At 53.3% G+C, this 20,260-nt stretch carries 18 protein-coding genes; 16 read left to right on the forward strand and 2 right to left on the reverse strand.

The features are described from left to right. Positions 1 to 157 precede the first annotated feature (157 nt). The 4 genes from JYE49_RS00080 (at position 158) to JYE49_RS00095 (ending at position 4,090) form a co-directional block, all read left to right on the forward strand. A complete protein-coding gene (locus JYE49_RS00080; protein ID WP_093956768.1) occupies positions 158 to 1,237 on the forward strand; it encodes a GGDEF domain-containing protein in 1,080 nt (359 codons plus the stop codon). A 196-nt stretch (positions 1,238 to 1,433) separates the two neighbouring features. Further along, complete coding sequence (locus JYE49_RS00085; protein WP_093956767.1) at positions 1,434 to 2,327, forward strand: cation diffusion facilitator family transporter; 894 nt, start codon at positions 1,434 to 1,436, stop codon at positions 2,325 to 2,327. 97 nt (positions 2,328 to 2,424) lie between these two features. Then, positions 2,425 to 3,351, forward strand: coding sequence for an ABC transporter substrate-binding protein (locus tag JYE49_RS00090; protein ID WP_093956766.1), 927 nt, complete (start codon positions 2,425 to 2,427; stop codon positions 3,349 to 3,351). Beyond that, positions 3,326 to 4,090, forward strand: coding sequence for an ABC transporter permease (locus JYE49_RS00095; RefSeq protein WP_093956765.1), 765 nt, complete (start codon positions 3,326 to 3,328; stop codon positions 4,088 to 4,090). The genes JYE49_RS00090 and JYE49_RS00095 overlap by 26 nt, the downstream gene beginning before the upstream one ends. A gap of 97 nt (positions 4,091 to 4,187) precedes the next feature. Here the strand turns inward: JYE49_RS00095 and JYE49_RS00100 are convergent, their stop codons facing one another. Further along, the gene (locus JYE49_RS00100; RefSeq protein ID WP_093956764.1) at positions 4,188 to 5,483 is read right to left on the reverse strand and encodes an aspartate aminotransferase type Ic; all 1,296 of its coding nucleotides are present in this window, start codon (positions 5,481 to 5,483) and stop codon (positions 4,188 to 4,190) included. A 112-nt stretch (positions 5,484 to 5,595) separates the two neighbouring features. After that, complete coding sequence (locus JYE49_RS00105; RefSeq protein WP_093956763.1) at positions 5,596 to 6,510, reverse strand: alpha/beta hydrolase; 915 nt, start codon at positions 6,508 to 6,510, stop codon at positions 5,596 to 5,598. 188 nt (positions 6,511 to 6,698) lie between these two features. On the opposite strand from JYE49_RS00105, the gene JYE49_RS00110 reads away from it, so the two are divergent. The 12 genes from JYE49_RS00110 (at position 6,699) to JYE49_RS00165 (ending at position 20,236) form a co-directional block, all read left to right on the forward strand. After that, complete coding sequence (locus tag JYE49_RS00110) at positions 6,699 to 7,115, forward strand: helix-turn-helix domain-containing protein (RefSeq protein ID WP_093956762.1); 417 nt, start codon at positions 6,699 to 6,701, stop codon at positions 7,113 to 7,115. After that, on the forward strand, positions 7,105 to 7,959 hold the full coding sequence (locus JYE49_RS00115) for an ABC transporter ATP-binding protein (RefSeq protein WP_283399342.1): 855 nt from the start codon (positions 7,105 to 7,107) through the stop codon (positions 7,957 to 7,959). The genes JYE49_RS00110 and JYE49_RS00115 overlap by 11 nt, the downstream gene beginning before the upstream one ends. Beyond that, on the forward strand, positions 7,956 to 8,606 hold the full coding sequence (locus JYE49_RS00120) for an ABC-2 transporter permease (RefSeq protein WP_093956761.1): 651 nt from the start codon (positions 7,956 to 7,958) through the stop codon (positions 8,604 to 8,606). Before JYE49_RS00115 ends, JYE49_RS00120 begins: the two co-directional genes overlap by 4 nt. 489 nt (positions 8,607 to 9,095) lie before the next feature. Beyond that, positions 9,096 to 9,956, forward strand: a complete 861-nt coding sequence (locus JYE49_RS00125) for a YitT family protein (RefSeq protein WP_093956760.1) — start codon at positions 9,096 to 9,098, stop codon at positions 9,954 to 9,956. Between the two features lie 28 nt (positions 9,957 to 9,984). Next, positions 9,985 to 10,821: a sugar phosphate isomerase/epimerase family protein gene (locus JYE49_RS00130; protein WP_283399341.1), complete on the forward strand. Its 837-nt coding sequence runs from the start codon at positions 9,985 to 9,987 to the stop codon at positions 10,819 to 10,821. Positions 10,822 to 10,838: 17 nt separating this feature from the next. After that, positions 10,839 to 12,515, forward strand: a complete 1,677-nt coding sequence (locus tag JYE49_RS00135) for a glycoside hydrolase family 2 protein (protein WP_093956759.1) — start codon at positions 10,839 to 10,841, stop codon at positions 12,513 to 12,515. Between the two features lie 28 nt (positions 12,516 to 12,543). Continuing rightward, a complete protein-coding gene (locus JYE49_RS00140; protein WP_179217276.1) occupies positions 12,544 to 13,893 on the forward strand; it encodes an MFS transporter in 1,350 nt (449 codons plus the stop codon). After that, entirely contained in the window at positions 13,890 to 15,656 is a 1,767-nt protein-coding gene (locus JYE49_RS00145; RefSeq protein WP_093956757.1) for an ABC transporter ATP-binding protein, read from the forward strand. Before JYE49_RS00140 ends, JYE49_RS00145 begins: the two co-directional genes overlap by 4 nt. Next, positions 15,656 to 17,425 carry an ABC transporter ATP-binding protein gene (locus JYE49_RS00150; protein ID WP_093956756.1) on the forward strand — a complete coding sequence of 590 codons (1,770 nt, stop codon included), beginning with the start codon at positions 15,656 to 15,658 and terminating at the stop codon, positions 17,423 to 17,425. Before JYE49_RS00145 ends, JYE49_RS00150 begins: the two co-directional genes overlap by 1 nt. Before the next feature lie 580 nt (positions 17,426 to 18,005). Next, positions 18,006 to 18,266, forward strand: a complete 261-nt coding sequence (locus tag JYE49_RS00155) for a hypothetical protein (RefSeq protein ID WP_093956755.1) — start codon at positions 18,006 to 18,008, stop codon at positions 18,264 to 18,266. Continuing rightward, positions 18,245 to 19,237: a ribosome small subunit-dependent GTPase A gene (gene rsgA, locus JYE49_RS00160; RefSeq protein WP_093956754.1), complete on the forward strand. Its 993-nt coding sequence runs from the start codon at positions 18,245 to 18,247 to the stop codon at positions 19,235 to 19,237. Before JYE49_RS00155 ends, rsgA begins: the two co-directional genes overlap by 22 nt. 3 nt (positions 19,238 to 19,240) lie before the next feature. Then, entirely contained in the window at positions 19,241 to 20,236 is a 996-nt protein-coding gene (locus JYE49_RS00165) for a phosphotransferase enzyme family protein (RefSeq protein WP_283399340.1), read from the forward strand. Positions 20,237 to 20,260: the final 24 nt, after the last annotated feature.

Raw genomic sequence — 20,260 nt, forward strand, 5'->3', positions numbered from 1 at the left:
TTTTTTATGCTGGTAAGGCTTTATGCAGGATATGCCGAATAAAAAGCAAACATTTGCAAGTTGCACATAGTTTTGCAAATAAGAGTTGCGCATAATATAAAAAGAGTGCATAATAAGAAAACAAAAACAGGGGAATAAGGAAATAAGGCAGGCCGACATGGAGTTTTTTCTGAATTTTCTGCACCAGAAGGTACCCCAGGACAGCAAGGATATTCCGCTATACTACCGCCGGGCCCTGACAACCAGTGAAGTTTTGCTGGTGGTGTATTTTGTCATATGCTTTTTTCTGTTCCCGATCATCAATGACGGACGGTGGGAATGGATCCCGCTGATCTTTGCCATCCTGTCTGTATGCTGCCTGTGGATGCTGAAACATGGCGGCGCACGCATCAACCTGATTAAATACACTGTTGTAAGTATCGGCTGGGTCTGCTGGAATGTGAGATATTTCGGCTGGAACAGCGGTGTACAGCATATGATGACCCTGATACTGGTTTTCGTCTTTTTCAATGTTTATGACAAACCAATCAATAAGCTCCTGTGGTTTCTGTCCATCCTGCTGATCCGCGTGGGTTTATTCTATGTGACCCAGCTGTTTCCGGCATTGTATAACATGGGCACAAAAGCCAATACGATTTACCAGACGCTGAATACAATCGCATTCTTCCTGATGCTGGCATGTGCCTGTATTATTTTCAGCACCAGCATCCAGGAGACTGAACGCCAGCTGCGGCTGAGGAACCAGATCCTGTATAAGGAAGCCGGCACCGATTCCCTGACAGGACTGCCGAACCGGCGACTGATGATTGAGCAGATCGAGCAGTACTGCGTGGAAAACAGGAACCAGACCTTCTGCGTGGCAATCGCTGACCTTGACTACTTCAAACAAGTGAATGACACCTATGGTCATAAATGCGGAGACTATGTGCTGATGCGGCTGACCAAGCTGTTTACGGAACATGCGATGGAACGGTACAGTGCATGCCGGTGGGGCGGAGAGGAATTCTGCTTTTTCCTGCCGGGAATGAACCTGGATGAAGCAGGCGCGGTGATGAATGACCTGTGTTTCCAGGTGGAAAAGATGAAACTGCAGTATAACGGGAACGAGTTTTCGATTACGCTGACGATCGGCGTGGAAGAATATGATTTTGCCTCTCCGCTGGACACGCTGCTGAATGCGGCCGACGAGAAGCTGTATATGGGGAAAAACGCAGGACGGAACAGGGTCGTAGTTTAATTCGGGAATCCGAATTAAACTACAATGAACAATGAATAATGAACAATGAACAATTATAATGATACGCGTTCGCCGCTGTGCGGCGAACATTTTTTCTGGATTATATTACGATTAACATTTTACCGGGAAAGGTGGTATAATATGCTTCAATTAAGGAAACACATAATGAATACATGAAATCGGGAAGATGATAGATATGGCTGAGAAAAAAGCTGAGGAGTTCCAGACCGCGGCTACCCGGGTTTCACTGGTGAGCATGATCACAAACGTGATCCTGACGCTGCTGAAGCTGGCCGCCGGTCTGCTTGCGCATTCAGGCGCAATGATCAGCGACGCGGTACACTCCGCCTCCGATATTTTCAGCGGACTGATTGTGCTGCTTGGCGTGAAGATTTCCACCAAAGAACCGGATGAGCAGCATCCATACGGGCATGAACGTTATGAGTGCGTGGCCGCCCTGCTTCTGTCCGGAATCCTGGCTGTTGTGGGCGGGGCTATCGGCATCGGTGCGGTAAAGGATATCATCAGCGGAAAAACCGCGGAGATTCCCGGACTGCTGGCTCTGATTGCGGCGGTGGTTTCCATTGCGGTCAAGGAGAGCCTGTTCTGGTATACCCGGGGCTATGCAAAAAAATACCGTTCCACAGCGCTGCACGCGGAAGCGTGGCATCAGCGAAGTGACGCACTGAGCTCTATCGGCGCCTTGATCGGTATCGCGGGCGCACGGATGGGTGTGCCGGTGATGGAACCCATTGCCAGCCTGATTATCGCGCTGTTTATCCTGCGGGTAGCCATCCGGATTTTTAAAGAAGCCATTGACCAGATGGTGGATCACTCCTGCAATGAAGAGGCGGAGGAGGCTTTCCGAACCACAGCACTGGAACAGCCCGGGGTGATGGGAGTGGAACTGCTGCGGACGCGGATGTTCGGGAACCGGGTTTATGTGGATCTGGAAATCGCAGCCGATCCGAACCTGACGCTGGCGGCAGCTCATGAAATCGCGGAGGACGTGCATGATGCCATTGAAAAGACTTTTCCGGAAGTCAAACATATTATGGTACACGTGAATCCTGCGAAAAAACATGACTGAAACTGATTTCCTGCGGCTTCTCCATTGAAAGGGCCGCGGGTTTTCTGTACAATAACGCGGAAGAGGTTTGCACTGTAAAAGAAAGGGTGATTGAAATATGAAAAAGATCCTTGCAATGATGATGGCACTGGTGCTCACAATGAGTCTGTGCGCGTTTTCCGCCGCGGAAGGCGCGGATATTTCCGGCCTGACGGTGACGACTCCCGGCGGTGCTCCGGCGCTGGCCCTGGCGGCGATGGCAGCAGAGAATCCCGGACAGTACACAACGGTGGCAGCGGACACGATTGCCGCGGCTTTCGCCGGCAAGGAGGCAGATTTTATTATCGCTCCGCTGAACGCCGGCGCAAAGCTGTACAAGGCAGGTAAATCCACCTATAAACTGGCGGCAGTGGTAAGCTGGGGTAACCTGTTTATCGCCGCCCAGAAGGAAGAACTGAAAGCGGAGGACCTGAACGGCGCGAACCTGACGCTGTTCGGTGAAAATACGATCAACGCTTCCGTGGTACTGTATGCCCTGAAAGAAAACGGCATTGAACCGGCAGAAGTGACCTACCTGGCCGGTGCATCCGACACCCAGAGCCTGCTGCTGAGCGATGCGGAGGCGATTGTGGTGACGGCGGAACCCGCTCTGACTGCGGCGAAAATGAAGAATGACAAGATCAGCGCGATCAGCGTGAACGAACTGCTGCAGCAGGCTTCCGGCATGGAAGGTTATACGCAGGCTGCGCTGTTTGTGAAAGCGGAAACTGCTGAAAGCAATCCGGAGGCAGTGGCTGCATTCCTGGCACAGGCTGAAGAAGCCTGCGGAAAGTGCACGACGGACGTAGCCGCAGTAGCGGAAGCTGCTGTTGCACTTGAGATCCTGCCGAACGCCAAGGTGGCGGCGGCCGCCATTCCCGGATGTGCCATCCGTTTTGTGAAGGCTGCGGAAGCCAAAGAACAGGTTGAAAAGACTGCGCAGATTGACCTGAGCCAGTTCGGCGGAGAGGTTCCCGCTGATGACTTCTATTATGGAGCGGAATAAGAAAGGCCTGAATACCCTGGCATTCGGCCTGGGCATTCTGCTGGTCGGAGGAATGATCCAGGCCGCGGGCTGGCTGAAGGGTGATAAGCTGGTTTTTCCGGGCGTGGGAGAAATCCTGCAGGCGTTTGTCCGGATGCTCGGAGAGGAACGAACCTGGAAACAGATCGGCACCACGCTGATCCATCTGGCGGAAGCTCTGGCCGCTGCCGCGGTGATCGGTACAGCGCTGGGCCTGGCCCAGGGAAAGAGTTCTTTTGTCCGGGCTTTGCTGAAACCGTTGATGACCCTGCTGCGGTCCATTCCGATGATCGTGATGACGGTGATCATCATGGTGCTGACGAAGTATGACCGGGTGCCGCTGATTGCGTCAGCCCTGATGCTGATTCCCCTGATCAGCGAGGCTACGGCGGAAGGACTGCGCCGGATTGAGCCGGAACTGATGGACGTTTACCGGATGAACAGCGGGTTTACCCTCCGGGTACTGTTTTCGGTTTATCTGCCGCTGATGGCAGGCTACCTGAAGCAGGCCTATATCAACGCGGTAGGGATGGGCATCAAGCTGGCGGTGACAACGGAGTACCTGGTCCAGGCCAGGGATTCCCTTGGCAAGGCTGTGTACAGCAGCGCGTACTTCAATGAGTACGCTGAGATTTATGCTTACGCACTGATTATGATTTTACTGGCGGTGCTGGTAAGCGCGGTGCCGGAGGCAATCAAACGGATCATCCGAAAAGGATGAAGCTTTGCAATTCAGAATTCAGAATTAAGAATTCAGAATTAATACTAAAACGAGTCATCCACGATGGATGACTCGTTGCTTTATAGATTGCGGATTGTTACTGTGCGGTGCGATCGGCCAGGATCTTCTTGGCGCTGGCGATGCGGACGCACAGGGTGAAGGTTTCCATGGCGGACTTCAGCTCGTTCAGGGTCGGGTAAGTGGGTGCGATACGGATGTTGGAATCGTTGGGGTCCTTTCCGTAGGGCCAGGTGGCGCCGGCGGGGGTCATGATGACGCCCGCTTTCTTCATGAGGGCGACGATTTCCTTGGCACAGCCGGGCAGGGAATCAAACAGGATAAAGTATCCGCCGCGGGGCTTGGTCCAGGTGCCGATTCCCAGACCCTCCAGGTTTTCCTCGAGGGTGTTTTCAACCATCTCGAACTTCGGCCGGATGATGGCGGCATGCTTGCGCATGTGTTCCACCATGCCGTGGATATCACCGAAGAAACGAACGTGGCGCAGCTGGTTCACCTTGTCATGACCGATGGTCTGGAACTTCAGTGTGTTCACGAAATCGACCATATTGTTCGGGCTGGTGGCGACGGCGGCAATACCGCTGCCGGGGAAGGTGATCTTGGAAGTGGAGGCAAACTTATAAACCAGGTCCGGATTGCCGGCACGCTTGCACTCCGCCAGGATCTCGATCAGGTAGTCCTGCCGGTCATCATAGAGATGATGCATGCCATAGGCGTTATCCCAGAAGATCCGGAAGTCCGGAGCGGCAGGCTTCAGCCGGGCGAAGCGGCGGACCGTTTCATCCGAATAGGAGATACCGGAAGGATTGGAGTACTTCGGTACGCACCAGATGCCTTTGATGGTTTCATCCTCGCTGACCAGCTTTTCCACAATGTCCATATCCGGACCGGTGGGAGTCATGGGAACGGGAATCATCTTGATGCCGAAATACTGCGTGATTGCAAAATGACGGTCATAGCCGGGCACGGGGCAGAGGAACTTCACCTCCGGCAGCTTGCACCAGGGGGTGTTGCCCATGACACCGTGGGTCCAGACACGGGAAATGGTATCAAACATCACGTTCAGGGAGGAGTTCCCGTAGATGATGATATCTTTGGGATTGTTCTCCATCATGTCGCCCAGAAGCTCACGGGCTTCCTCAATACCGGTCAGCTGACCGTAGTTCCGGCAGTCTGTGCCGTCTTCACAGGTCAGATCAGAGGAGGAATCCAGAACATCCATCATGTGCATGGAAAGATCCAGCTGATCAATGCAGGGAATACCCCGGCTCATGTTCAGCTGCATGTCCATGGCCTGGACCTTTTTATACTCTTTTCTCAGAGTGTCCAGTTCCTGGGTCAGTTCCTCCGTAGTCATCTCCAGATAAGGCTTCATGACGAGCATCCTTCCTTCGGAAAAAGATCAAAAGATACGTTATCACAAACACCCGGCGTTTTCAAGCGCCGGGATGTTTTTCTGATGGCTTCTCTGCAAAGGGTTCAGGGCGTCAGTTCCCCAGGATCCGGAGGAAGTTGAAAAGACCCAGATACCAGATGTCAAAGTTGTGATCTCCGGGGCATTCCTGCCAGTGCCAGTTGGCTTCTGTCAGCTGATCGGTATATTTCGGCAGCTCTTTGGCGGCAGAGGAGGCAGAAGCATAGGCGATGCTGTCCCCGGTTCCGCAGATGTTATAGAAATAACGGATGGGATAGCTGTCAAACTTTTTGATCTCTGCGGCAACTTTGGATGCCGGATAGCTGGTGGGCGCGGCAGAGAAAGCGCCGAAAGCGGAGAACAGATCCATGCATTCGCACATGCCGATATTGATTGTCTGCATACCGCCCATTGAAAGGCCGGCCATGTACCTGTGATCACGGGATGCGCTCAGGTCATCCAGTCCGGCGCCATAGGTGGCATAGTGGGCATCCATCCAGGGCAGCAGGTCGTTGCGGATTTCCTGACCGAAGGAATAGAAGGCCTGCATGTTGCTCCAGTCTGTATTGCCGCAGTCTTCGGTGGAACGACCATTGGGCATGACGATGATCAGCGGTTTGATTTCCCCGTTGGCAATCAGGTTGTCCACGGCACATTTGCCGGGGCAGTTGAGGCTCAGGAATCCCCATTCCTTTTCGGTTCCTCCGACGCCGTGGCAGAGGACAAGCAGGTCATACTGCTGATCCTCTGAATAACCGGCAGGCAGATAGACCAGCGCGGGCTTCATAATGTCTTTCTGATCTCCATAATAATCCTTCGAGGGATACTCAATCTTCCGGACTGTGCCGCCTTCCTTCAGGATTTTCTTGTATTCAAGGGGAAGCCTGTCCGGGAGATCCGGAAGACTGGAAGCGGATTCAGCAAGGGCTGATACAGAACAGCAAACCAGGCAGACGATCAGCATCAGGATGATGAACAGTTTTAGCATAAGAACCCTCCTTATACACAATGATCAGGTCGGTTTTATGATATGTCACCTGCACCTGGAAGACAATAGATAAAAATTGCTGTGTTTTTGTCAACGAGAATTAACATTCCGGAATCGGAATGTCAGCGCTGGATGGTTGACCAGCATTATATCCGGGCGTATCATTTTGTTCGAAAGGTGGGAAATGTATGATCGGGAAGAATCTTCAGAAACTGCGGAAAATGATGAACCTGACCCAGGAAACGCTGGCGGAAAAAGTCGGCGTCGCCCGCCAGACCATTGCCAAATGGGAAACAGAGGAGAGTACGCCGGATCTGGAAATGTCCGGAAGGCTGGCGTCCGTGCTGGAGGTTTCCCTGGACGATCTGGTCAACGCTCCGGAGGATGAACTGGACAGTCGTCCCGGCATGCGCGGGAAACACATGTTCGGTGTGGTGACAGTGGGTGACAAGGGACAGATTGTGATCCCGGTCCGGGCAAGGCGCGTATTCAATATCAACCCCGGAGACCAGCTGATGGTACTGGGGGATGAGAACAGCGGCATCGCACTGGTGAACGCAGAGTTCTTTATGGCTGTTGCGGAGGAAATTAAGAATGGATTATGAAATGAAAACGCCCCTGGCGGTTCAGGGACTGTGCAAAAACTACCCGGCTTTTCAGCTGAGAGATGTGTCCTTCAGCCTGGTGCCGGGAACCATCACCGGCTTTATCGGCCGGAACGGCGCCGGCAAAACGACCACAATCAATTCCATGCTGTCGTTTGTACGCCCGGATGCCGGAGAGATCTCCTTTTTCGGACTGGATTATCCGGAACACGACCGGGAGATCAAGGAAAGGATCGGCTTCGTTTCTGCCGGCATGACCTACTATACCCGGAAAAAGCTGAAGGCGATTACCGCGGTGACCAGGACATTCTATCCCGGATGGGATGATACTGCATACCGGAAGTGGATGAGTGTTTTCGGACTGGATGAGGAGAAAACTCCGGCGGAACTGTCCAACGGCATGAAGATTAAATATGCGCTGGCCCTGGCCCTCAGCCACGGGGCGGAGCTGCTGATCCTGGACGAACCGACCAGCGGCCTGGATCCTGTGAGCCGGGAGGAACTGGTGGAGGTTTTCCTGAAACTGAAGGATGAGGGAAAGACGGTTTTCTTTTCCACCCATATTACGTCCGACCTGGAGAAATGCGCGGACAGGATTTTGTTCCTTCAGCAGGGAGAACTGAAAGCGGATGACACGCTGGAAGGCTTCCGGGACGCCTGGCGGATCGCGGAGTGCGGGACGGATATTCCCCCGGCAATGCAGGAAGCGGCCTGCGGACGCTGCCGGATCCGGGACGGGTATACGGTGCTCATCCGGAAAGACAACGCGGCTGCTTTTGAAACCCGGGAGGCAACCCTGGAAGAAATCATGATTCATCTGGAAAAGGAGGCGGAAGAGGCATGAAACTGCTGATGAAGGAATGGAAACTGTGCATACATCCCACAGCCTACATCATGCTGATGTGCGCCGCGCTGATCCTGGTTCCGGGCTATCCCTACGGCGTGAGCTGTTTCTATATGGGACTGGCGATTTTCTTTGTCTGCCTGACGGCCAGGGAAAACCATGACGCGACTTATACGCTTATGCTGCCGGTCTCCCGCGGGGATGCAGTAAAGGGAAGAATTCTTTTCTGCACCCTTCTGGAAGTGATCGATCTGGCGGTTATGGGCCTGTTTATCCTGATCAAATACGCCATCGGGAATACACCGAACCCGGCCGGAATGGATGCGGGACTGGCACTGATCGGCAGTGGAATGATCATCTTTGCGATCTTCAATATGATCTTTTTCCCGGTATACTACAAGGATATCAATAAGCCGGGGAAGGCATTCGGCTTTGCGGCCGTGGCAGTATTCCTTTGGATTATCATTGAGACTGTTTCGACCTATGCGGTACCGTTCTTCCGGGATGTGCTGGATCAGCCTGATCCGCGCAATATGAGCGACAAGGCGCTGTTTGCGCTGGCAGGTCTGGCCCTGTTCGTGGCAGGAACGGCGAAGAGCGTGCAGATGAGCACGAAGAAGTTTGAAGAAGTGGACCTGAAGCTCTAAGAGAGGTAGGAAGTAGGAGGTAGGAGGTAGGAGCTTTTTTTCCTAATGAATACTGAAAACTTAAGACTTAAAACTTAAGAATGGTGGAGGAACCCGCTTCCGAAGGGAAGCGGTTTCTTCGATGAAGAATTGTCTTTTGCTGCGCAAAAGAATGATATGTTGCTGCGCAACATGATATATCGGCTTCATGCCGATATGATAGGTTCGACTGCGTCGAACATGATATGTTCGTCTGACGACGAACGTTGTAGTTACTCTTCTGCCTTGGCTGAACGTAAGGGGGGCCGTAAGTGTTGAAGGATAAAATAGACTTTTCCCTTATACAACACAGTGACTCAGTGGGAAAAATATGCTATCGATCTTAATGACTGTTTGTGCGGCAGAGAAATCTGCCGCATTTTCGTGCTTTATGATTGGGGCAGGAACATGGTATAATAATCGTTAATGAGGAAAAAGAAGATCTTTTTCCCGGAGACGAGGAGAAGCAAAATGTCCAAGGAACAGAAGGTAACCCTGAAGGAATGGATCTATATCACAGTCGGTATCCTGATCATGACGGTCGGTATCTATTTCTTCAAATTCCCGAATCATTTCTCCACCGGCGGTGTGACGGGTATTGCCATTGTTCTGGGACACTACGTTCCGTCCATTACTCCCGGTACACTGGTGACGATCATCAATATTGCCCTGCTGGCCCTGGGATTTGCGGTTTTCGGAAAGTCCTTCGGAGTCAGGACAGTATATGCCTCCCTGCTGATGTCCGGCACATTACAGCTGCTGGAAATTGTCTGCCCGATGAGCGCTCCGATGACGTCCCAGCCCCTGGTGGAACTGCTTTTTGCCGTGGGACTTCCGGCGGTGGGTTCGGCAATCCTGTTTAACCTGGATGCTTCCTCCGGCGGAACGGATATCATCGCGATGATCCTGAAGAAGCATACGGCGCTGAACATCGGTATTGCCCTGCTGTGCAGCGACATCATCATCACAGTGTCTGCCTGCTTTGCCTTCGGCATGGAGACGGGACTGTTCTCCATCCTGGGACTGATTATCAAATCACTGTTCATGGACCTGGTGACAGACAACCTGAAAACCAAGAAGTGCTTCCAGATCATCACTTCCCATCCTGAACCCATTGAACAGTTTATTACCGCAGAGCTTCACCGCGGCGCAACCCGGCTGCACGGGGAGGGCTCCTATACCCATGAGGGAAAGACCGTGCTGCTGACCGTAGTGTCCAGGCATGAGGCGGTGCTGCTGCGGAACTATATTCACAAGCAGGATCCGGCGGCCTTTATGATTATCACTTCCAGCACGGAGATTATTGGCAAGGGCTTCCGCGGGGTGAATTAAAAAACGTATATCCGGAGGGGAAATTCACATGATTCATTTCGGTATGCTGACCCTGATCGAGAACCACACGCTGCAGGACAATATTGACCTGTGCGAAAGCCTCGGCCTGCGTTTTATTGAACTGAACATGAATTTCCCGGAGTATCAGACGGATGAACTGCAGAAGACGGATGAACTGATCCGGGCCGCGGAAAAGGCCGGGATCTACTTTACCATTCACCTGGATGAAAACCTGAATATTGCGGATTTCAACCGGCTGGTTTCTGACGCGTATCTGGAAACCGTCCGGCAGTCTGTTGCGGTGTCCCAAAAGCTGATGGCATTACGGGATCGTTATGATCCGGAAAGAAGGCCGCTGACACTGAATATGCATATGAATCCCGGAATCTACATCACCCTTCCGGACAGGAAGGTGCAGATGTATGAGCGGGATTTTGAAACATACATGAAATCCTTTGCTGCGTTCCGTTCACTGTGTGAGGAATGGATCGGCGAGGCTGATATCCGTATTGCTGTTGAAAATACGGACGGATTCCGCAGCTATGAGAAGGAAGCCATCCGGTATCTGCTGGAAAGCCCGGTTTTCGGACTGACCTGGGATATCGGCCATTCCAAAGCCATTCATGAGACAGACGTTCCGTTTATCACGGAACATCAGGACAGGCTGATCCATTTCCATATCCATGACGCAACGGAGACACCGGCGAAGAACCATCTGGCGCTGGGAGACGGGGAACTGGACCTGATGGCAAGACTTCAGCTGGCCGCTCAGCGGAACGCACGGTGCGTCCTGGAAACGAAGACGATTGAAGCACTGAAGAAATCTGTGGCCTGGCTGAAGGAACATCAGCTGTGGAATACATAAAAAGCCGGAGGATTCCAATGCAGAGGCTATTTACATCAGCCGGAGAAACGCTGTCCGGTACTCCCTGGAATACGTACCCACGTCCGCAGCTGGTACGGAAAGACTGGCTGTGCCTGAACGGAAAATGGCATTTCACCTGCGGCGGGACGGAAACAGAAATCAATGTTCCCTTCTGCCCTGAAAGTTTGCTCTCGGGCGTCAACATAAAAATGGAATACGGCCGGGAGATGGTATATTCCAGATGCTTCACCGTGCCGGAGGAATGGGAAGGGAAACGGATCCTGCTTCACTTCGGGGCTGTCAGCCGGAAAGCAACGGTCAGGATTAACGGGAAGGAAGCGGTTTCCCATGAAGAGAGCTATCTTCCTTTCTCCGCGGATATCACAGACCTGATCTGCGAAGGAGAAAACGAAATATCTGTCACTGCCGTCAACGATCTGTCCCATCAGCATCCCTGGGGAAAACAGAAAGAAAAGCGGGGCGGCATGTGGTATACCCCGGTGTCCGGTATCTGGCAGACAGTCTGGATTGAACCGGTTCCGGAACGGTATATCCACACCCTGACGATTCATACGGGCAGGGATTACGCGGAAATCACTGTGAACGGCGCCGATGACGGAGCTGTTGAGATGAACGGCGTCTGCTATCCCCTGGTCCGTGGTATGGTCCGGATCGATGTGAAAGATCCAAACTGCTGGTGCCCGGAAAACCCGTACCTGTACCGGTTTACCGTGACCGCTGGCGAGGATCGGGCGGAATCATATTTTGCCCTGAGGACACTGACAGTGGAACGCATCAGCGGAATCCCGCGGCTTTGCCTGAACGGGGAACCGTATTTTTTCCACGGCCTGCTGGACCAGGGATACTGGAGCGACGGCCTGTATACGCCGGCGGCTTCCTCCTGTTATGAATCGGATATCCTGGCCATGAAGGCGCTGGGGTTCAACATGCTGCGTAAACACATCAAAATTGAACCGGAGCAGTTCTACTATGACTGTGACCGGCTGGGCATGATTGTTTTCCAGGATATGGTGAACTGCGGAGAGTATCATTTCCTTCGCGATACCATCCTGCCGACGGCTGGATGGAAGCCCCTGAATGACGCCCGCCTGAACCGGGACCAGGCTGCAAGGGAAAACTTCCTGAAGACCATGGATGAGACGGTCCGGCTGCTGGGCAATCATCCATGCATCTGCCTGTGGACCATCTTCAACGAAGGATGGGGTCAGTTCCGGGCAGATGACGCTTTCCGCCGGCTGAAAGCGCTGGACGGCACACGGTTTGTTGACAGCACTTCAGGCTGGTTTGCCCGGAAACTGAGCGACGTGGAAAGCCTCCATATCTATTTCAAAAAGCTTCGGACCGGAAAACAGGACCGGCCGCAGTTTCTGTCAGAATTCGGCGGATGGTCCCTCAAGATTCCGGAGCACAGCTTTAACCTGGAAAAGACCTACGGATACAAGAAGTACGAGAATCGGGAGACGTTCGTACGCGACCTGAAGGCACTGTACCTGGAAGAGGTGCTTCCCATGATTTCCCGGGGACTGTGCGCCGGGGTATATACCCAGGTTTCGGACGTTGAGGATGAAACCAACGGGCTTCTGACCTTTGACCGGAAGGAAGCCAAAGTGACCCCGGAGGAGTTCCGGGATGTTTCCGACAGGCTCTGTAAGGCAATCAAAGAACAGGCATGAAAACAGACAGGCAGCAGAGGTGTTTCTTATGATGAAGAACCGTAAATTCCAGATTGCCCTGATTATATTCTCCCTTACCGGCCAGATTGCCTGGGTCGTGGAGAATATGTATTTCAACGTGTTCATCTATAAGATGTTCCGGGCTTCCGCGTCGGATATTGCCCTGATGGTTACTGCCAGCGCGATCGCGGCGACGCTGACCACCATCCTGATGGGCGCCCTGTCCGACCGGATCGGGAAACGAAAAATCTTTATGTGTGCCGGATACATTGCCTGGGGTATCTCCATTATCTCGTTTGCCCTGATCCGGACAGACGTAATTTCCTCCCTGTTCGGCATGGTGACCGGTGCGGCAACCGTCGGAATCACGCTGACCATTATCATGGACTGCGTGATGACCTTCTTCGGATCCACGGCGAATGACGCCGCCTACAATGCCTGGCTGACAGACTCCACAGACGCCACCAACCGCGGGGCGGCCGAAGGCATCAACTCCATGATGCCCCTGATCTCCATTCTTGTGGTGTTTGGCGGATTCATGGGCTTTGACCTGGATCAGGCTTCCAGCTGGACTGCCATATACTGCATTATCGGCGGGCTGGTCCTGCTGATCGGAATCCTGGGTTTCTTCCTGGTGGATGAAGCCCCGGTCAGGAATCCGGACAGCCTGGGCTACTTTGCCACAATCCTGTACGGGTTTCGCCCGGCGGTGATCCGGAAAAATGCCGTGCTGTATTTTTCCATGGCGGCCTTCATTATTTTCAACATCTCCATTCAGATTTACATGCCCTACCTGATTATCTACTATGAGCAGACGCTGGGTATGGCGGACTACGTGCTGATTATGGCGCCGGCTATTATCCTGGCCGCGGCTGTGACCTTCTTCTTCGGCAGGCTGATTGACCGTTTTGGATTCCGAAAGACAGTCCTTCCGGCTCTGTTCCTGCTGGCGCTGGGTTTTGTCCTGCTGTGGCTGGTGCCTTCTGTGATTCAGGCCGAGGGTATGGCGATGAAAATACCGGTGTTTATCGGCTCCTTCCTGATGATGTCCGGCTACCTGAGCGGCATGGCCGCATACGGCACACAGCTGCGCAACTATACCCCTGAACACATGGCAGGCCGTTTCCAGGGACTTCGGATCCTTTCGCAGGTGCTGATTCCCGGCATCATCGGTCCGCAGATCGGCGCATGGGTACTCCGGGACGCGCCGACCATTTCCAACAGCGATGGAACAACCTCTTTCCTGCCAAGTGCGGATATCTTCCTGACGGCGCTGATTGTCCTGCTTATTCTGATTGCGGTACTGTCCGCCTGGCTGCTTCATAACAAAAACGGTGTGGAAGGCTCTGCATCAATGGAACTCCGGGGGGACAGATGAAGTTTCTTTGGAAGTATCTGAAAAAGTATCAATGGATGATCCTGATCGGTATGGGACTGAAGCTGGCCGGAACGCTGACCGAGCTTCTGATTCCCTATGTGATGGAACATCTGCTGGACCATGTGGTGCCGCAAAAGGAGACGGCGCCGGTTTTGCTGTGGGGCGGGGCGATGATCCTGCTGGCCTGTGTGGTTCGGTTCCTGAATGTGACGGCAAACAAGAAAGCGGTGTGGATTGCCAAGGAAAGTATTTTTACCATCCGGCGGGACTTGTTCCATTCAGCACTGAACCTGTCCGGAGGGCAAACAGATGAGATTGGCCTGCCTTCCCTGATTTCCAGGATGACCTCTGACACGTACAATGTGCAGAATTTTATCCGGGCTGCCCAGACGCTGGGTATCCGGGCGCCGATCATGCTGATCGGAGGTATCGTCATTACGCTGACTATGGATACAGGCCTGGCGCTGATTCTGTGCATCATGGCGCCGATTATGATCGGCCTGGTGGTGTTTATCTCTTTCAAGGGCATTCCGCTGTATGATATGGTGCAGCGGGGGATGGACGATATTGTGCGCATCATGCGGGAAAACATCTCCGGAATCCGGGTGGTGAAGGCGCTTTCCAAGGAACCCTTTGAGATGCGGCGCTTTGGAGAGGCAAATGATACGACTTCCCGGCGGGATATCAAGGCAAGTATCATTATGGCACTGCCGGGCCCGGTGGTAACGCTGTTCCTGAATATCGGCCTGACACTGATTGTTTTTATCGGCGCAAAACGGGTGAACGCGGGCGTGACCCAGCCCGGTGTGATCCTGGCCTTCCTGACATACTTCAATATGATCCTGATGGGCGTAATGGGCCTGAACCGCGTGTTCCTGATGCTCTCCAAGGCTAATGCTTCCGCGGCCCGTATCGCTGAGGCAACAGAGCAGCAGGAAGACCTGGCTGTACTGCCGGCAGAGAAAGGCGCCGCAACGGAGCGGGAGGGTCACATTGTTTTTGATCATGTAACCTTCAGTTATGCGGGGAACGGGGAGAACGCAGCGCAGAACTCTGCGGCTTTTGCGGGATCTTCCAGGCAGCAGTGCCTGAAGGACGTGGATTTCACGATCCGGAAGGGTGGATCCCTGGGCATTATCGGCGCCACGGGAAGCGGAAAAACCACGATCATCAACCTGCTGATGCGTTTTTACGATCCCGGGGAAGGGCATGTGTTCATTGACGGACAGGACGTTCGTACGATGGACCGGGATGCCCTGCGCCGCCGGTTCGGCACGGTGTTCCAGAATGATACGATCTTTGCCTCCAGCATCCGGGAGAATGTGGTATTCGGCCGGAACGTGGATGAGGAGCGGCTGCAGGAAGCCCTGGGAGATGCCATGGCAGCTGATTTTGTCAACCGGTATGAGGACGGGGCTGACCACATGGCAGCAATTCACGGCGGCAATTTCTCCGGCGGACAGAAGCAGCGGCTGCTGATTGCCCGGGCCGTGGCGGCGAAACCGGATATCCTGATCCTGGACGATTCCTCCTCCGCACTGGATTACCGGACGGATGCCGAATTGCGAAAAGCCATCAGCAGCCGGTACACCGGAACGACACTGATCGTCATTGCGCAGCGGGTTTCTTCCATCATGAACCTGGATGAAATCATTGTGCTGGATGAAGGAGAAATGATCGGCAAGGGAACGCATGAGGAACTGATGCGTGAATGCCCGGTTTACCGGGAGATCCAGCAAACCCAGATGGGGGAGGTGGAATAATGGCCAACAGAGATTCCATTATGACCAAACCCAAGGACTCAAAGGGAGCCTTTATGCGCCTGCTGTCCTACCTGGGCGCGTTCAAAGCACTGATCCTGCTGGTGGCGGTGCTGTGTCTGATCAGCAATGTACTGAGCCTGTGGGGACCGACGCTGGCCGGATCCGCGATTAATGAGGCGGCGGCAGGAATAAACAAGGTGAACTTCGAAAAGGTCGCCTACTATGCGGTCCGGATGCTGGCAGTATACGTGAGCTCTTCCCTGATCACCATCCTGATTCATATGATTATGGTGAATGTTTCCAAACGTGTGGGCCGGAAGATGCGGCAGGATGTGTTTGACAAGCTGATGCGGCTGCCGGTGGGCTTTTTTGACCGGAACCAGGCGGGAGATATCATCAGCCGGGTATCCTATGACGTGGACGTAATCAGCACCTGTATGGCCACGGATGTGGTGGCAATCCTGACCAGTGTGGTGACGGTAGCCGGCGCGCTGATCATGATGGTCCGGATATCCCCGGTACTGAGCCTGGTGACGCTGGTAACGGTGCCTGCTTCCATCGTGTTCACCGCCCACATGCGAAAGAAGACCCAGCCCCGGTTTGTGAAACGGTCCAGGTCCTACGGAGCGATGAACGGATTTGTGGAAGAGCAGCTGTCCGGGCAGAAGACCATCCAGGCCTATGCCTATGAGGACCAGATTGACGATAAATATGAGGATATCAACCACCAGGCCGCGGAAGCGTATTATGACGCGGATTCCCTGGCGGCAACCATCGGTCCGACGATCGGCTTTATCAACAATATCGGCCTGAGCCTGATCACCCTGCTGGGATCGGTGCTGTATATGAACGGGGCCATCGGGTTGGGAAACATCTCTTCTTTTGTGCTGTATTCCCGGAAATTTTCCGGTCCGATCAACGAAGTAGCGAACATCATCAACGAACTCTTCTCCGCACTGGCGGCGGCGGAACGGGTATTCGGCCTGCTGGATCAGCCGGAAGAACTGAAGGATGCAGAGGGTGCCCGGACGCTGACGGACGTGGAAGGCAACGTGGCGCTGAATAAGGTGTCCTTTGGTTATGACCCGGACCGGACCATTATCCACGATCTTTCCATGCGGGCGGATGCAGGAAAGCTGACGGCTATCGTAGGCCCTACCGGCGCCGGCAAAACAACGATCATCAACCTGTTGATGCGTTTTTACGACGTGGACAGCGGCAGCGTGACCGTGGACGGACAGGACGTAAGGGAGCTGACCCGGAGAAGCCTGCGGTCTGCTTATGCCATGGTGCTGCAGGACACCTGGGTGTTCCGGGGCACGATCTTTGACAATATAGCCTACGGCAAGGAAAACGCCACGATGGATGAGGTGGTGGCCGCGGCGAAGGCCGCCCATATCCATCCGTTTATCATGCGGCTGCCGGAAGGATACCAGACAGTAATCAGCGAGGACGGCGGCAACATTTCGAAGGGACAGAAGCAGCTGCTGACGATCGCCCGGGCAATGCTGTATACCTCCAATATGCTGATCCTGGATGAGGCAACCTCCAACGTGGATACTTCCACAGAACGGGAGATCCAGCGGGCTATGCGAAAGCTGATGACAGGGCGGACGTGCTTTGTAATCGCCCACCGGCTATCCACAATCCGGAACGCTGACAATATCCTGGTAGTAAACCAGGGAGACGTTGTGGAGCAAGGGACGCACGACGAACTGATGCAGGCGCGGGGGTTCTACTATCGTCTGTACCGTGCGCAGTTTGAATAAAAAATGCTTGACATGTGTCTTTTGGTAAGTTATAGTGATCACAATTAAAAAAGAAAGGAGGTTCTTCGCATGGTTAACTTCATGAATGTAAAACGGTTTACAGCCACCGTTAAAACTGTAAAACACATCCGTAATGGCAATACATCTGACCATACGAAGAACCAACCGGAATAACTTCCGGCGCCTGTTTTCATATGATCGGCCGCTTGTCCATAACGGATAAGCGGTTTTTTGCTGCGTAAAAAAGAATACAGGGGGTGGTCGGGATGATCTATATAACGTACGGAGATATCCCGGAAGACAATCAGGAAACAAGCAATGAAACTGCATGTACCGGTACCTTTGGAGAGATGGGCTTCAGGTGCTGTGAACAGGACAGAACAAACGAAGAAAGGAGATAAAAGACAATGGTTTTTGACAGGAATACAGTTTTTGCACTGACAGAAAAAAGCAAAAAAGGACAGGAACCGGAGCAGATGAGCCGGTATACTGCCAACGTTACAGAAAAAGCAGAAGAGACTCGCGGGAGGGGGTATCTGAATACCCGAAGGAAGCCGCGCCGCAAAAGGAAGGAATATTTATGGAAAAGAATATACAGATACATGAAATGCTGCCCGGGAATCTGTACGCCGGCAATCTCTGGCAGAAGGAAATGGTGGAAAACACAATACTCCGGCGTGATGAGCCTTACTATATGACCGTTTCCGGTGAGACTTTCTACACCGGAAATGAGGGAGAACCCGTGGAAAAGAAGATCCGCAGGGGCTTTTTCAGCCGGATTTTCCGGCGGGAAACCAAACAAAAGGAGAGGATAAGCGTTTGGAAGAAAAGTATCGCGTAATCCTGGTCCACAGGGACCGATACCTGGTCAGGAACGGGGCAAAAGAGCTTTACTGCGTGCTGACCGGGAGCCTGCGATACCGTGATGAATATCCGGTTGCGGGCGATTATGTGGAAATTACGGAGAATCCGTTCGGCGACAGCCTGATCCGGGCGATCCTGCCCCGGCGGACGGTGTTTTACCGTCCGGACCGGGGCGGGCACGCTGACGGATTCGCAAAAACCATTCAGGTGCAGCCGCTGATCGCCAATATGGATTATGTGTTTATTATCACATCCCTGAACCAGGATTTCAGCCTGAACCGGATCGCACGATATGCTTCCATGATAACGGCCGGAGGCGCTGTGCCGGTGGCCGTGCTGACCAAGGCAGACCAGTGTGCGGACGTTGAAGAAAAGGAACGGGAAACCGCCGCGCTGAGCGGGCAGATGGAGGCGGTGGCGGTAAGTTCCTATACAGGCTTTGGACTGGAACGGCTGCAGAAGTATTTTATCCCAGGAACGACGATTGCCCTGCTGGGTTCTTCCGGCGCGGGGAAATCCACCCTGATCAATACGCTGGCCGGGGAGGAGGTTATGCGCACCGGGGAGATCCGGGAGGCTGACTCCAAGGGAAGGCATACGACCACACACCGGGAAATCATCGAAATCAACGGAGTGAGCTTTATAGACACCCCCGGACTGCGGGAACTGGGGATGGTTGCGGCAGAGGAAGGCATCAGCGGTACATTCACTGATATAGCCGAACTGATCAGCCAGTGTGCTTTCTCAGACTGTACCCACCGCAGCGAACCAGGATGCGCTGTTCGTAATGCGTTGGCGGACGGCACGCTTTCTCCCGAACGCTGGGAACTGTACAATCGCCTTGAACAGGAAAACAGCTGGAGCAAGATCAAAAAGAATGAAAAGATGATGAATATTGCCATGGATAAGCGAAAACAACGGAAACACAGCGAATGGAAGGAGAGATGATTATTGAAGAGCATTGAAGAACAAGCGGTCATTTTATACGCACTGGAGAACTGTGAAATCAAACCATTCCCCGGACATCCGGGTGGACGGAACCGTATCCTGATCTGCTGCCGGAACGGGGAAAAGAAATATATACTCCGCATATCGGAATTGGGCGACCGGACCGGAGAGGATTACCTGGCAGAAACGGAATTCGTCCACTACCTGGCCCGGAACGGGGCACCGGTGGCGGATGTGATACCATCTGTTCACGGCAGGATGGTTGAATGCGTTGAGAAGGATGGACAGAAGATCTATCTCAGCCTGTTTGCCTACGCAAAAGGAATGCTGCTGTGTGACAATGGCTACCGTTACCGGGAGGGAGCACCTCTTGAAGAATACTTCTATAACACCGGCAAGGCGCTCGGTGTGATCCACAGGTTGTCCAGGGAGTTCAAACCGGTGCACCGGCGCCCGGAATTCTTTGATAAATACAACCGGGATTATATTGACCGCCTGATTCCGGATTCCTATGCGGAACTGAAGGATGCCATTAACAGACGGCTGGATGAATACGGGAAACTGCCCATGGACGCGGGGAACTACGGGCTGATTCATTTCGATTTCTGCGACGGGAATTACCATGTGGACATGAATACCGGCGATATTACTGTGTTCGATTTTGACAACTGTATTTACTGCTGGTATATGTTCGACCTGGCTCACGTCTGGACTCACGGCGTCGGCTGGTTCCGGAATGAGCCGGATCCGAAGAAACGCATGGCATATATGAAATGGTACTTTGATACAGTGCTTGAGGGCTACAGAAGCGAAACGGACGTATCCGAGGAGATGCTGGAGAAGCTTCCCCTGTTCATTGACATGACGCTGATCGAATTCATTGTTGATGAGTTTGAATGCTGCGAACGGGAAGGGGAAGAACCGGAGGAGGAAGACATCGGGGAGACAGCGGAATGCCTGATCCACGATATTCCTTATGCGGGTTTCGGGGAAGAATAACGCATGAAAGTGTGTACAAAGCAA

The sequence above is a fragment of the Aristaeella hokkaidonensis genome, assembly GCF_018128945.1.
In the GTDB taxonomy this organism is placed as follows: Bacteria; Bacillota; Clostridia; order Christensenellales; family Aristaeellaceae; genus Aristaeella; species Aristaeella hokkaidonensis.

Bases quoted from the DNA above. Each gene is read 5' to 3' on its own strand.
- JYE49_RS00115 (WP_283399342.1), top strand. From the start codon at position 7,105: ATGGATTATGAAATGAAAACGCCCCTGGCGGTTCAGGGACTGTGCAAA.
- JYE49_RS00090 (WP_093956766.1), top strand. From the start codon at position 2,425: ATGAAAAAGATCCTTGCAATGATGATGGCACTGGTGCTCACAATGAGT.
- JYE49_RS00110 (WP_093956762.1), top strand. From the start codon at position 6,699: ATGATCGGGAAGAATCTTCAGAAACTGCGGAAAATGATGAACCTGACC.
- JYE49_RS00080 (WP_093956768.1), top strand. From the start codon at position 158: ATGGAGTTTTTTCTGAATTTTCTGCACCAGAAGGTACCCCAGGACAGC.
- JYE49_RS00130 (WP_283399341.1), top strand. From the start codon at position 9,985: ATGATTCATTTCGGTATGCTGACCCTGATCGAGAACCACACGCTGCAG.
- JYE49_RS00155 (WP_093956755.1), top strand. From the start codon at position 18,006: ATGGAAAAGAATATACAGATACATGAAATGCTGCCCGGGAATCTGTAC.
- JYE49_RS00140 (WP_179217276.1), top strand. From the start codon at position 12,544: ATGATGAAGAACCGTAAATTCCAGATTGCCCTGATTATATTCTCCCTT.
- JYE49_RS00095 (WP_093956765.1), top strand. From the start codon at position 3,326: ATGACTTCTATTATGGAGCGGAATAAGAAAGGCCTGAATACCCTGGCA.
- JYE49_RS00085 (WP_093956767.1), top strand. From the start codon at position 1,434: ATGGCTGAGAAAAAAGCTGAGGAGTTCCAGACCGCGGCTACCCGGGTT.
- JYE49_RS00105 (WP_093956763.1), bottom strand. From the start codon at position 6,510: ATGCTAAAACTGTTCATCATCCTGATGCTGATCGTCTGCCTGGTTTGC.
- JYE49_RS00150 (WP_093956756.1), top strand. From the start codon at position 15,656: ATGGCCAACAGAGATTCCATTATGACCAAACCCAAGGACTCAAAGGGA.
- JYE49_RS00125 (WP_093956760.1), top strand. From the start codon at position 9,096: ATGTCCAAGGAACAGAAGGTAACCCTGAAGGAATGGATCTATATCACA.
- JYE49_RS00120 (WP_093956761.1), top strand. From the start codon at position 7,956: ATGAAACTGCTGATGAAGGAATGGAAACTGTGCATACATCCCACAGCC.
- JYE49_RS00135 (WP_093956759.1), top strand. From the start codon at position 10,839: ATGCAGAGGCTATTTACATCAGCCGGAGAAACGCTGTCCGGTACTCCC.
- JYE49_RS00145 (WP_093956757.1), top strand. From the start codon at position 13,890: ATGAAGTTTCTTTGGAAGTATCTGAAAAAGTATCAATGGATGATCCTG.
- JYE49_RS00100 (WP_093956764.1), bottom strand. From the start codon at position 5,483: ATGAAGCCTTATCTGGAGATGACTACGGAGGAACTGACCCAGGAACTG.